General features: G+C 64.8%; 11 protein-coding genes. 3 read left to right on the top strand and 8 right to left on the bottom strand.

Annotation, left to right across the window (positions count from 1 at the left end):
• Together VLE48_04995 and VLE48_05000 are read left to right on the top strand one after the other, a co-directional pair.
• A partial coding sequence (locus tag VLE48_04995; GenBank protein ID HSA92347.1) for a response regulator occupies window positions 1-2,826 on the top strand: 2,826 nt, incomplete at its 5' end.
• The gene (locus VLE48_05000) at window positions 2,823-3,200 is read left to right on the top strand and encodes a response regulator (protein ID HSA92348.1); all 378 of its coding nucleotides are present in this window, start codon (window positions 2,823-2,825) and stop codon (window positions 3,198-3,200) included. The genes VLE48_04995 and VLE48_05000, both read left to right, overlap by 4 nt.
• Here VLE48_05000 and VLE48_05005 read toward each other — a convergent pair.
• The 3 genes from VLE48_05005 to VLE48_05015 form a co-directional block, all read right to left on the bottom strand.
• Window positions 3,189-5,444 carry a molybdopterin cofactor-binding domain-containing protein gene (locus VLE48_05005; GenBank protein ID HSA92349.1) on the bottom strand — a complete coding sequence of 752 codons (2,256 nt, stop codon included), beginning with the start codon at window positions 5,442-5,444 and terminating at the stop codon, window positions 3,189-3,191. The two genes, VLE48_05000 and VLE48_05005, sit on opposite strands and share 12 nt — an antisense overlap.
• Window positions 5,441-5,914 (bottom strand): (2Fe-2S)-binding protein, encoded by a 474-nt coding sequence (locus tag VLE48_05010; GenBank protein ID HSA92350.1) that lies wholly within the window; start codon window positions 5,912-5,914, stop codon window positions 5,441-5,443. Before VLE48_05010 ends, VLE48_05005 begins: the two co-directional genes overlap by 4 nt.
• Before the next feature lie 147 nt (window positions 5,915-6,061).
• Window positions 6,062-6,955, bottom strand: a complete 894-nt coding sequence (locus tag VLE48_05015) for a serine protease (GenBank protein HSA92351.1) — start codon at window positions 6,953-6,955, stop codon at window positions 6,062-6,064.
• 272 nt (window positions 6,956-7,227) lie between these two features.
• Between VLE48_05015 and VLE48_05020 the strand changes: the two genes are divergently transcribed.
• Window positions 7,228-8,115, top strand: a complete 888-nt coding sequence (locus VLE48_05020; protein ID HSA92352.1) for a hypothetical protein — start codon at window positions 7,228-7,230, stop codon at window positions 8,113-8,115.
• A gap of 60 nt (window positions 8,116-8,175) precedes the next feature.
• Here the strand turns inward: VLE48_05020 and VLE48_05025 are convergent, their stop codons facing one another.
• From VLE48_05025 to VLE48_05045, 5 genes are all read right to left on the bottom strand, one after another.
• Window positions 8,176-8,667, bottom strand: coding sequence for a hypothetical protein (locus VLE48_05025; GenBank protein ID HSA92353.1), 492 nt, complete (start codon window positions 8,665-8,667; stop codon window positions 8,176-8,178).
• Between the two features lie 62 nt (window positions 8,668-8,729).
• Entirely contained in the window at window positions 8,730-8,972 is a 243-nt protein-coding gene (locus tag VLE48_05030; GenBank protein ID HSA92354.1) for a zf-HC2 domain-containing protein, read from the bottom strand.
• The gene (locus VLE48_05035; protein HSA92355.1) at window positions 8,966-9,616 is read right to left on the bottom strand and encodes a sigma-70 family RNA polymerase sigma factor; all 651 of its coding nucleotides are present in this window, start codon (window positions 9,614-9,616) and stop codon (window positions 8,966-8,968) included. Before VLE48_05035 ends, VLE48_05030 begins: the two co-directional genes overlap by 7 nt.
• 227 nt (window positions 9,617-9,843) lie before the next feature.
• Window positions 9,844-12,288 carry an ATP-dependent Clp protease ATP-binding subunit gene (locus VLE48_05040; GenBank protein ID HSA92356.1) on the bottom strand — a complete coding sequence of 815 codons (2,445 nt, stop codon included), beginning with the start codon at window positions 12,286-12,288 and terminating at the stop codon, window positions 9,844-9,846.
• A gap of 146 nt (window positions 12,289-12,434) precedes the next feature.
• On the bottom strand, window positions 12,435-13,145 hold the full coding sequence (locus VLE48_05045) for an ABC transporter ATP-binding protein (GenBank protein ID HSA92357.1): 711 nt from the start codon (window positions 13,143-13,145) through the stop codon (window positions 12,435-12,437).
• Between the last annotated feature and the right edge of the window lie 149 nt (window positions 13,146-13,294).

The raw sequence follows: 13,294 nt of genomic DNA on the forward strand, positions 1-13,294 counted from the left end.
CGTTTCGCCCGCGCGGCCGGCCTTGGCACCACCCTGGTCGGTCTTGGCGTCCTCTGTGGTTGGCTCTTCGACATCGCCTCCCTCAAGAGCGTGTTTCCTGGCCTGGTAGCCATGAAGTTCAACACGGCCTTGGGCTTCGTATTGACCGGCATCGCGCTCTGGTTTCTGGCGCCCGACTCGGCTTCCGAGAGGAAGCGTGGCCCCCGCATCGCCGCCATGATCTGCGCTGGTCTCGTGGCCTTGGTGGGAGCGCTGAGCTTGAGCGAGTACGTCTTCACCTGGAACGCCGGGATTGATCAGTTGCTGTTTGTCGAAACCGGGCCCGCAGTCGAGACCTCGCACCTCGGACGGATGGCGCCCATCACCGCTCTGAACTTTCTCCTGCTCGGCTTGGCCCTTCTCCTCATGGAGACCTCCCGCCGCCTTGGCCAGTGGCTGCGGTTCTGCCTTGCCACCGTCGTCTTCCTGGCGGCCTTCCTGGGTCTGATCGGCTACGCCTATGGCGTCCGGCATCTCTACGCCCTGGGGTCGTTCACCCCGATTGCACTCCATACCACCGCCACCTTTCTCCTGCTCAGCCTGGGTGTCCTTTCCTCCCGCCTCGAGCAGGGACCCACGGCGCCGTTCGCCAGCGACACCACGGGTGGCATGATGGCCCGACGCTTGTTTCCTGCCGCCTTGCTGGCTCCCACCATCCTGGGTTGGCTGCGCCTGCAAGGCGAAACTCAACATCTTTATGAGGCACGCTTCGGTGTGGCTTTATTCGCCACCGCCAGCGCAGTGGCTTTCGGTGCCCTCGCCTGGGTGAACGCGGTCGCGCTGGATCGCATCGATCGTCAGCGACAGCAAGCCGCGCGTGCGCTCGAGGAACAGACGCACATCCTGCAATCCATTCTGGACAGCATGGGTGAAGCAGTCGTCGTGCATGAAGACCGGGGCCGCTTCCTGGCCTTCAACCGCGCTGCCGAACGCATATTTGGCCGTCCCACGACGCCCCCACCCATGGCCGACTGGCCGCGCCACTTCGGTTTCTACCGCGCCGACGGCGTCACGCCCTTCACCACCGAACAGATTCCCAGTGTCCGTGCCCTCCAGGGCGAATCGCTGGATGACGTGGAGATGCTGGTGCGACCTCCCGGCGTCCCCGAAGAGCGCTGGATCTCCGTAAGCGCCCGCCCCGTGCTGGATGAGGGCGGCAATCCGGTCGGCAGCGTCGCGGTGTGTCGCGACCTCACCCAGCGCCGGCGCGATGAAGCCGCCCGGCGCAACCTGAACGCTGAGCTCGCCCGGACGAACCGCGAACTCGAACAGCGCAGCCGCGAGGCCGAGCATGCCACCCGGCTCAAGAGCCGCTTCCTGGCTAGCATGAGTCACGAACTGCGCACTCCGCTCACCGCCATCATCGGCTTCTCCGATCTGCTGAGCGAGGAGATCGCCGGTTCGCTCAACCCCAAGCAGCGCCGTTACGTCGAGCATGCCCGGCAGGCAGCCCGCCACCTGCTCCAGCTCATCAACGACATCCTCGACCTCTCCAAGATCGAAGCCGGTCAGATCGAATTCCACCCCGAGGCGTTCTCCGTGGCCGAAGCTCTTCCGGAAGTTCTTACCACCGTCCGCCCGCTGGCGCTGTCCCGCAAGGTCCGCCTGCAAACCCGCGTGGATACTCTGCGCGTGTTCGCGGACCGCATCCGTTTCAAGCAGATCCTTTACAACCTCATCTCCAACGCCATCAAGTTCACTCCCCAGGGGGGCTTGGTCTCGGTCGAATCCGCGCCCCAGGAGCGCTTCGTCGAAGTCTCCGTCGCGGACACGGGTATCGGCATCGCACCGGACGAGCTTGAGGTCATCTTCGAGGAGTTTCGTCAGGTCGGGAACAGCACCCGGGGCGTCAAAGAGGGTACCGGCCTCGGCTTGGCCATCACCCGCCGCCTGGTGGAACAGCAGGGCGGAACCATCCGCGTCGAGAGTGAGCCCGGCAAGGGCAGCCGCTTCAGCTTCGCCCTGCCAGCGGCACAGCCGAGCGAAGGGCCCCGCGATGCAGCCTCCACTCAGCCTCGCCCTTCGCGCCGCTCCCGGCCGCTGGTTCTCGTGATTGATGATGAGCCCGCGGCCCGCGAGCTTCTGGTGGAGTACTTGTCGCCCCAGGGGTACGCCCTTCAGACCGCGGCCTCCGGCGCCGAAGGTTTGCGCAAGGCCCGCGAGCTGCAACCGGACGCCATCACTCTCAACATGCTCATGCCCGGCAAGAACGGCTGGGAAGCCTTGCGTGAACTGAAGGCGGACTCTTCCACCGCTCCCATCCCGGTGATCATCGTTTCGGTCGTGGACCAGAAGAACACAGGTTTCGCCCTGGGCGCCGCCGAATATCTGGTCAAGCCCGTGGCCAAACAGGTCCTGCTGCAGGCGGTGCGCAAGTGGATCCCGCGCAGCGACGGGCCGCCCGCCATCCTGGTGGTCGACGACGAACCCCAATCCTTGCAGATGATGGCGGAAGTTCTCGAGGTTGCCGGCTATCGCATCACCAAAGCCGGCGGCGGCCGCGAGGCCCTGGAAGCCATGCGTCGCGATCCGCCCCACGGCCTTCTGCTTGACCTGCTCATGCCCGACGTGGATGGCTTCGAAGTCATCCGCCAGATGAAGGACGACTCCGCCCTGCGCGACATTCCGGTCTTCGTGCTTACCGCCAAGGACCTCACCGACGAGGACGTCGAGTTTCTCCGCCGCCAGGCCAGCGCCTTTTTCCGCAAGAGCGCGGTTTGGAAGGAGGAGCTGCTCGCCCAGGTCCAGACCGCCGTCGCCCGCAACCCACACGTGGCTCGTCCATGAAGCGCATCCTGCTGGCAGAAGACAATCCCACGAATCGCGAGTTGATCCGCGACGTCCTGGAAGCCGACGGATGCGAGGTCATCGAGGCTGACAACGGCCAGGAGGCGCTCCACAAGCTGCGCGAAATTCTGCCTCACCTCGTCCTGCTCGATGTGCAGATGCCCGAGCTCGATGGCTATGCGGTGCTCAACCGTCTGCGCGCCGACCCGCAGCTCGCCCGCCTGCCGGTCATCGCGCTCACGGCTTACGCCATGCGTGGCGATCGCGAGCGCGCCCTCGCCGCCGGCTTCGATGGTTACGTCAGTAAGCCGGTCGACTTCCGCCACCTGCGGGCGGAGATTGAGCGGCTGTGCGGCGACGGCTCACAGCCCTGAGGCGGCCTTGCCCCTGGGGGACGGCTGGACTCCGGCGCTGATCGGAAGTCGGCGAATCCGGGTGCCGGTCGCGGCGTAAATGGCGTTGGCGATCGCGGGCGCCACCGAGGGGTAGGGCGGTTCGCCGGTGCCCGCAGGCGGCCGGTCGCTGGGAAGAATGTGCGTCTCCACGCGCGGCGCCTCGGTGATACGCAGCAACGGAAAATCGTGGAAGTTGCTCTGCTGGATGCGTCCCCGGTCGTGGCTGATCTCCCAATGCAACACGCTCGCGACTCCGTCCATCACGGACCCTTCCATTTGTGCGGCGACACCGTCGGGGTTGACCACCAGGCCGCAGTCGATGGCTGCCACCACCCGATGCACCCGGACTCGGCCTTCCTTGCCGACCGACACCTCGGCAACGTGCGCCGCGTAGGTTCGCTTGAAGTAACAGCAGGCGATGCCTCGCCCCCAACCCGCCGGTAGTGGCGTTCCCCAGCCGGCCTTCTCCGCCGCCGTATCGAGGACTCGCCGGAGCAGGCCGGTGTCCCAGGCGGGACGCCCGCGCCGCCCCGGCAACGGCAGCGCAAGTTGGACCTCGCGCGGCTTGCCCAGCAGTTTGCGGCGTAGCGCGAGCGGGTCAGCTCCGACCTCGCCTGCGATTTCGTCCACAAACGACTCCACCGCGAACACGTTGAAGGAATGAGAAACCGATCGCCAGGAACCCATCTGCAACCCGATCTCCACCGGCGTGTACTCCACCCGGATGTTGGGAATTCCATAAAAGAGGTTGGCCGCGCCTTCCATGTCGTACAGCTCCGGGTGGTCCACACCGGTGCCCTGCGCGTGCACGCGCAGCGGCGCGGTCAAAACATGGTGATACCAGTGGAGGACTTCGCCTTCCGGGCCCAGGCCGACGCGCATGACGTGGTAGCTTGGCGTGCGATAGTAGTCATGCTGCAGGTCGTCCTCTCGCGTCCACAACACTTTCACCGGAACCCCCGCGGCACGCGAGACCATGGCCGCCTCGACCCCGTAGTCGTACGAAAGGCGCCGGCCAAAACCGCCTCCCTCCAGCGTCAGGCGAACCTTGACGGCCTCGACGGGCAGCCCGAGCGCTGACGCCACGTAGGCCCGGAGCGCCCGGGGATTCTGTGTCGGCCCCCACAGCTCGCAGCGGTCTGGTCGCGCGTCGGCCGTGAAGCACATCGGCTCCATGCAGGCATGCCCGATCAGCGGCAGCTCGTACTCGGCTTCCAACTGCCGGTTGCCCGCCCTCTCTTCATCGTTCGCGTTCTCGGCGGCGCGTACGACGGTTTTTCCCGGTTTCTTCTTCAACTCGGCGAATCTCTGCCGAACCCGTTCCGTGCTGTCGTCGGCGTGAGGCCCCTCCTCCCAGGCGATACGGAGGGCTTCGCGCCCGCGTATGGCGGCCCACGAGTCTTTTGCGATGACAGCCACACCTCCTCGGACCGCGCCGTAGAAATCGTTGTCCACTACCAGCGGCTGAATCTCCACCACCTGGTGCACCCCGGGCACCGCCAGCGCGCCGGCCGCATCGAAGCTCTTCACCCGCCCGCCCTGCACGGGACAGCGTGCCACGGTGGCCACGAACTGTCCGGGCATCTCCACGTCGAACCCGTACAGCGCCGTGCCGGTGACGATCTCCCGAAGATCGATGCGTTGCGTTGCCTTGCCGACAATCTGGTAGTCGGTCGGGTCCTTCAAGGGGACCCTCTCCGGCGAAGGCAGAGTGGCGGCAGCCTCGACCAACTCTCCGTAGGGGAGCGCGCGTCTCGTAGACCGATGAATCACTTGCCCCCGCTCGGCGTAGCAACTCCCAGGCTCGACGTTCCACCGCTGCGCTGCTGCCGCTATAAGTCTTTCGCGGGCTACCGCGCCGGCCCGACGCAGCAGCGGCCAGTACTCAGCCACGCTGTCGCTGCCGCCCACCGCCATGGGGCCGTAACGGCCATCGGCCTCCGCTTGCGCGACTCGCACCTCAGCCCACGGCACACAGAGTTCTTCCGCCACGATCATCGGCAGCGCCGTGCGCACGCCCTGCCCGATCTCCGGCGCCGGAGCCACAATCGTGACCCTGCCATCGCGAGAAATCTCTACGAAGGCGTTCAAAGAAATCGCTTCGGAACTATCGCCGAAGGCTCCCGCTTCAGCGTCTGTATGAAGCGTGACCAGCAGACCACCGGCGGCGGAAAGAGTCACCTCAATGAACCGGCGGCGCGTGAATGGAACGGTCGCGCTCATTTCGACCTCTTCGCAGGCGCTCGCGCTGCCCGCCGGATGGCGCGGCGGATCCGTTCATAGGTGCCGCAACGGCACAGGTTTCCCGCCATGGCCTCGGCAATCTGATCGTCGCTGGGGTGGGGATGCTGGGAGAGTAGGTCGGCCGCCTGCATGATCTGGCCGGTCTGGCAGTAACCGCATTGCGGAACGTTTTCCTCGATCCACGCCTGCTGCAAGGGATGATCACCGCCGCCGGAAAGACCTTCAATCGTTACCACGCGCTGCCCTGCAACCGCGGCTATGGGCTGCACACAAGCACGAACTGCGCGCCCGTTGAGGTGCACCGTGCAGGCGCCGCACTGCGCCACGCCGCAACCGTACTTGGTGCCCTTCAGCCCCAGTTGATCGCGGAGAACCCACAACAAGGGCGTATCCGCCTCACTCTCGATTGTGTGTGAGCGGCCGTTGACCACGAACTGGAACCTGGCCATCTCTCCCCCGGGTCTTGGACGTCCGGGAAGGGGAATCGTCTCCAAGTTTCTTGGGGGATGCCGGACAGCGAGGCACGCTCGCTCACTGCGCAGCGATTGCGCGGCTGTGCCGCGACGGCTCACAGCGCTGAGAGGGTTGGCGTTGTATTACGGGCCGGCCACGGCCTGGGCCATGACCGGACGCAGCGCCTCCACGCTTACGCCCAGCGTGCTCCCGGAAAAACCTTCGAGGTAGGCTGCGTTGATGCCGATCACTTCTCCGCGGGCATTGAACACCGGCCCGCCCGAGCCGCCGTGCGCGGTAGCCGCGTCGTAGATCAGGTTGTGTCCCACCACGTCGCCCAGGTGGCCGAAGGTGGCCGACGGCCGGATCAGCGACAGGCTGGCCAGCTCACGCGTCACGCCGATTTCATCTTCGCGGTTCACCAGCCTCCGGTACACGGCGCGCGGGCTCTTGGCCACCATGGCTGCCGCGCCCATGGGATAGCCCACGACCACCACCGGATCACCCGGCATCGCGGACCGTGCGGCCAGCGGCAACGCGCGCAAGGTGCTGGCCGCGCCTTGCGGCTTGAAGCTCACCACGGCCACGTCGGCATCGTCGGACACATGGATTTGGGTGATGAGCAGGCCCTCACCCAGTCCCGGGAAAAACGCTTCCAGCCGCTCCAGCCTGGGCTGCGCGCCCCGGCGAATCATCGCGTCCGCCTCTTCGTCCTCGAACCACGGCTCCGCGACGTGCCGGTTGGTGGCCATCAGGCCCGGGCCCACCACGAATCCGGTGCCGGAGAAACGCATGCGTAGCTTCCCGCGTCGGCGCACCACTCCGGGCGGCCCGCTGAAGCTGTACGTCCCGTAGAGGAAGCCGATGGAGTCGCGGTGCCGGTTCAACACCACGGCGGACATGGTTTGTTCCTGGCGTACTGCGGCCAGGTCCATCGAGAGGCGGTCCACCTCTTGCTGGAGTCGTTGGGAGGAAAGCTCGGCAGCGAATTGGGAAACGCCCAGCAGCAGGCTCGCCAGCACGGCAAGTCCCGCCATCGCCACCCACGGTGCGGACCCGCGTGCGCCCCTGCTGCCGTCCTCGTGTACCCGGTGCACTGCTGGCGTCATTGCGCCGTACATCGCCGCCGGATGCAAGCGTTTTGCGGATTACTGATTGGATACCGGCCCGGCAGCGCAAGGTTTCGCCTGCCTTGACTGGCAATTCGCTGCCCAGGGGTCTAGAATGTGTCGGTCTTTTCTTCTCCAGTCCCGGAAGCGCGAGCGCGCTTCTGATCGTTCTGACAGCCAACAATCCGGAGGATTCCCCCATGAAGAAGCATTTCGCATTGCTTTTGGCATTCCTGCTGGTCTCCAGCCTGGTGGCGCTGGCCGGCGACCACAGCGTGCCCAAGATTCTGCGCGTCTACAAGGCCGAGACCGCGCCCGGCCACGGCGCCACCTATGACGCCGCCGTCCGCCAGGTGCGTCAGGCCGTGAATGCGGGCAACGCCGAATTCCATTGGATCGCCGCTCGCCCCTTCACGGGTGACAGCAACCAGACCGTGTTCCTCACTTTCGCCAACAGCTTTGCCGAGGTCGAGCGCTCCGAAGAAAGCTTCAACAAGACCGCCATGGCTACCTTCCAGAGCGCCGAGTTCAACCGCAGCATCGCTGAATCCGAAAGAAGCGGGAAGAACATCGTGGCCAAGCTGCGCGAGGACCTCTCCTACAACCTGGGCAAGTTCGACCTCGCCAACGCCCGCCACTGGGAGGTCAGCTTCGTTGAGGTTCGTCCCGGCTACGGCATGGACTTCACCGACTTGGAACGTGAATCCATCGACATGCACAAGCGCGCCAACATCGATGAAACCTGGGCGGCCTACGAAGTCGAGTACGGCGGCACGCCGGGGATCCTGTTCCTCACCCCGCTGCGCTCGCTCGCCGATCTCGACCGCGACCTGAAGAAGGAGCACGAGGCGGTCTTCACGCCTGCGGTCCGTCGCCGCTACTCTGAATTTGCTCGCCAGGCGATCGACCACACCAAGAGCCAGATCATCTCCGTGCGGCCCGAGCTCAGCCGTCCTACCGATGCCATCGTGGCCGCCAACCCCGACTTCTGGACCGTGAAGGACGAAGCTGCGACCGTTGCCACGGCCAAGGGCAAGAAGTCCGGCAAGATGCAGCCGGCGTCCCAGAAGTCCGAAGAGAAAAAGTAGCCAGAAAGGTTTTCCCGAAGCCGGCGGCGCCCGCCGCCGGCTTTTTCTTGCTTGCGCAACTCATTTCCCGGCGATGTAAACGCTGAGCGTGAGTTCGGGCTGTTCGTCCTCCTCGTCGCCGGAAGGAACCAGGCCGCTGTAGTCCACGGAGACACGCGTGTGGTCGCGGGCGAGGACAAACCGCCAGGCCGATTCGTCGCGCGAGTCCTCTGCCGTCCATCCCGGGAAGCAGGCCCGCGCACGCTTCCCCAGGGCGGCGAATTCGCGCTTGCCTTTGGCCTGGTCCGGACGGAAACCCAGCGAACAGAAATAGCCCTGCTCGCTGGCCTCGCAACCTGTGGCCCCGGGTGCCTTCAGCTTGCCCTCCCACATGGGAGTGAATCCTTCGATGGGCTTGCCGCGCAGCGCGGCAAACTTCGCCGGCGCCTCGCGCAGTACCGCTTCGAAGTACGTGCAAAGCGCGTCCGGGCCGGGCGCTGCCTTTGGCGTTCCCTGTCCGTGCGCGGAAATGAGCAGCGCGAGAAGCAGGAGTTGCGTACGCGGAAGTGACATGGGACGGCCTCCGGAGAATCGCAACTCTGCCATGAGAGGCTGACCGCTGGCAAACCGGCCCGCTACTGCCCACCCACTCCCATCTGCTCTTCCAGGAAGCGGTGCAGCCGCTCGCTGTAGCCCAGGGGGATCTCGAACACGCGCTCATCACCCACGATCAGCAGCACCTTGCGCGTGGTGTCGTGCAGCACGGAGCAGCGATGGCAAGTCCGCAGGTGCGCTTCGATCTCCGCGCGCAGCTTCGCGTCGATGTCGCTATCCATGAAGTTCGACAATTCCCGCAACACCTGTTCGCAACTCACCATGGCTTCTTCCCTCTCCACCACGCCACTCGATCGAGCCAGCTCCGTCCGAAGGCCGGCGCCAGTTGCTCGCGCATCTGCAGCCGCGCCCGGTGCAAGCGCGTCTTCACTGCCGCCTCGCTGATTTCCAAAGCCTGCGCGGTTTCCGTGACCGTCAGGTGCTCCACGTCGCGCAGCACGAACACTTCCCGATAGATTCCCGGCAGGCTCTTGAGCGCCCGGCTTACCGCCGCTCGGACTTCCGCGCGCTCCAGGGATTCCGAAGGGATCTCCCGCCAGTCCGCGAACTGGCGCGGCAGGAACTCGCCTTCTTCCGATTCGGTTCCCGGATCGTCGACCGATTCATAGAGGTGCTGGCGGTCCTTGCGTCGCCGCATCTTGGCCTCGTTCACCACGATCAGCAGCAGCCAGGACTTGAACTTCTCCTCCTCGCGGAGTTGTCCCAGGTGCAGGAGCGCCTTCAGGATGGATTCCTGGGCTACCTCTTCCGCGTCCGCCTCGTTGTGCAGGATGGAATACGCCGCCAGGTACACGCCCCGCTCGTAGGGGCGGATGAGCTCGTGAAACAGCGCCCGTTCGCCCCGCCGGATGCGCTCGATCAGCGCCGCTTCGTCGCGCGCGATATGGGGTTCCACGTTCAGGGCCAAGGCAAGCCTCTCCCGCCGCCGGTTCAGAAGGCTACAGTGGAAGATGCGCGAGCCGAAACCGGGTTACGAGGATTTGCTTCTTGTGGAGACGTAGCAAGCTACCTCGCTACAGGTCGGGTGCTTGTTTTTCAGCCGCCCCTGGAAACGCTCTGCGATCTCTGCGGTCTCTGCGTTGAAAAGGAAAAGCCGCCAGCTTTCGCTGACGGCTGAATGCTGATTGCCGACTCCTAGTTCTCGTAGAGCAGCACCGCTTCGGTCTCCTTCGAATCCACCGGGCGGTAGAACAGCTTGTCGCCTTCGAGAAAGACCTCGATGAACGCCGGCCGGGTGGTGATCGTTCCCTGGATGAGGGCCTCCGAGAGCGGGTCCTCGATGTACTTCTGCAGGGCCCGCCGCAACGGGCGTGCGCCGTAGCTGCGGTCGCCCAGGGTCTTGTCCAGGATCCACTTCTTGGCCTCTTCGTTCACCGTGATGGTGATCTGCCGCTGGGCCAGGTTCTGGTTGAGCTGATTCACCAGCAGCTCCAGGATCAGGATGAGGTCCTGCTCGGTCAGCGCGTTGAACAGGATGACCTCGTCCAGCCGGTTGAGGAACTCAGGGTTGAAGGTGCGCTTCACTTCGTTGCGCACCATCTCTTCCACCTTGCCCGCGACTAGGTCTTCCTTGTCGGACTGGAAGCCCAGGCCGCTGCGCTTCTGCAGGTGGCGCGCCCCGATATTCGAGGTCATGATGAGCACGACGTTCTTGAAGTCCACCGTGTTGCCCAAGCCGTCGGTCAACTGGCCGTCCTCGAACACCTGCAGCAGGATGTTGAACACGTCGGGGTGGGCCTTCTCGATCTCATCCAGCAGCACCACGGAATAGGGCGCGCGCTTCACGCGCTCCGTCAGTTGTCCGCCCTCTTCGTAGCCCACGTAGCCCGGGGGTGACCCGATCAGCTTGGAGACCGAGTGTTTCTCCATGAACTCGCTCATATCGAAGCGGATGAGCGACTTCTCGCTGCCGAACAGGAACTGGGCCAGGGTGCGGGCCACTTCCGTCTTGCCTACGCCGGTGGGGCCGAGGAACATGAACGAGCCCACCGGGCGGTTGGGGTTCTTCAGGCCGGCGCGCGAGCGGCGGATGGCGCGGGCCAGGGCGGTGATGGCCTTGTCCTGTGAGATCACCCGCTTGTGCAGCTCTTCTTCGATGCGCAGCAGCTTCTGCGACTCTTCTTCCTTCACCGCCGTGACCGGCACGCCCGTCCAGCGCGACACCACGTCCTCGATGTCCTCGCGGCTCACCGCGCCGGTGGAGGATTCGTCGAGATGGTATTTTTCGCGCAGCCCGCGCAGGTTCTCGCGCTCTTTGCGTTCTTCGTCGCTGTAGAAGCGCGCCTTCTCGAACTCGTGGTTGGCGATGGCGTTCTCCATGCGGTGCACGATGAACTTGATGCGCTTCTGCACGTCGGTGATCTCGTCGGGCAGCGAGGTCTGGCGCAGCTTCACCCGCGCGCCCGCTTCGTCGATCAGGTCGATGGCCTTGTCCGGCAGGTAGCGGTCCGGGATGTAGCGATTGGAGTGCGACACCGCGAACTGGATGGAGTCCGGCGTGTAGGTGACCGCGTGGAACTTCTCGTAGCGGTCCTTGATACCCTCCAGGATGCGTACCGCGTCGCCCTCGTTGGGGGGCGGCACTTTCACCGACTGGAAACGCCGCTCCAGCGACCGGTCGCGCTCGATGGACTTCCGGTACTCGCCCGGGGTAGTGGCCCCGATGCACTGGACCTCGCCGCGGGAAAGCGCCGGCTTCAGGATGTTGGCCGCGTCCAGCGACCCTTCGGCCGAGCCCGCGCCCACCAGCGTGTGCAGCTCATCGATGAAGATGATGGCGTTCTGGTTCTCCATCAGCTCCTTCATGATGGTCTTCAGGCGTTCTTCGAACTGGCCGCGGTACTTGGTGCCCGCCACGATGAGCGAAAGGTCGAGCGCCAGGATGCGCTTGTCGGCCAGGAACGAGGGCACTTCGCCGTCGGCGATGCGCTGCGCCAGCCCTTCGACGATGGCCGTCTTGCCCACACCCGGCTCGCCGATCAGCACGGGATTGTTCTTGGTGCGCCGGCACAGGATCTGCACCACCCGCTCCAGCTCCGGCTCGCGACCGACGAGCGGGTCGAGTTGGTTGTCCAGGGCGGCCTGGGTCAGGTCGCGGGAAAACTCCGAGAGCAGCGACGATTCCTTCTGCCGCTGCGGCGTGGCCTTCTCCTGCGTGCTGCGCGCGATCTCCTCGCGGATGGCGGAGAGCCGCAGCCCGCGCTCATGCAGGATCTCGGCCGCGAAGCACTTCTCCTCCCGCAGCAGGCCCAGCAGCAGGTGCTCGGTCCCGATGTGCTTGTGCGAAAGGCGCTCGGCTTCCTCGGCGGCATAGGCCAGCACGCGTTTGCACTCGTTGGAAAGCGGCAGGTCCACGGAGGTCGAGACCTTCTCGCGGATGGTGGTGTGTCCTTCGATCTGCTTGCGGATGGACTCCACCGAGGCGTGGGAACGCAGGAAGCGGTTGGTCAGCGCCTTGTCTTCGCGCAGCAGGCCCAGCAGCAGGTGTTCGGTCTCGATGTACGGCGAGCCGAACTGGCTGGCCTCATACCGCGCGAAGAAGATTACGCGTCTCGCTTTCTCCGTATATCTTTCGAACAATGGGGTCTCACCCTGGAAGACCTCGCCGCGCGCCTATTCGCGCTCGCGGGCCTTCCCCAACTTGCCTGTCCACGCTCTCCGCTTACTGCCTATCGCTCATTCCCTTACGGCCTGATGCTCTTCCGTTCTCCTGCACTCCTGATGATTCAATGACTCAATGATTCCAATGATTCAATTTCTTCAATTCGGCCCTGGTGGAGCCGCAGCACGCGGTCACAGCGGCGCGCGAATGCAAGGTTGTGGGTGACGAGGATCGAGGTCAGCCGATGGTCGCGATGGAGCCGTCGAATCAATTCAAACACCGCCTCCGCCGTGCGCGCATCCAGGTCGCCGGTTGGCTCGTCCGCCATCAGGATCTGCGGACCGGTCACCAGCGCCCTTGCCAACGCCACGCGCTGCTGCTCACCACCGCTGAGCTCGCCGGAGCGGTGCTGCGCCCGGTCTTCCAGCCCTACTTCACCGAGCCAGCTCGCGGCTTCGACTTCCGCTTCCCGCTTCGGCCGCCCTCTCAGCAAGAGCGGCATGGCGACGTTCTCCAGCGCGGTGAACTCCGGCAGCAGGTAATGAAACTGCCACACGAACCCCAGCCGCCGGTTGCGAAATTCCGCTGCGCCGTCGTCGGAAAGCGTCCGCAGCGCGATTTTTTCGCAGTATACGTCACCTTCGGAAGGCCTATCAAGCGCCCCGAGGATGTGTAACAAGGTACTCTTCCCGGCGCCCGATTCGCCCACGATGGCCAGCATCTCTCCCTTCCCCACTTGGAAGGACAGGTTGTCAAAGATCACCAGCTCCGCCGAGCCCGAGCGGAAGCTTTTCTTCAAGCCTTCCACCCGCAGCAGCATCTCTGCCTGACTCATTGGATGCTCCCGGACGCGCCTTCGTCACATTCGCGCGCCGCGGCATCGGCGAGCCCGAGCGCAGTCCGCGCTCGTAGAGCTATTAAAGCACTGCTTGGCAAGATTGCATCCCCCATATGAATTTCAATAGTTACCAAAGTGTGTTACGG

It is taken from the genome of Terriglobales bacterium (assembly GCA_035454605.1).
In the GTDB taxonomy this organism is placed as follows: Bacteria; Acidobacteriota; Terriglobia; order Terriglobales; family Acidobacteriaceae; genus DATMAB01.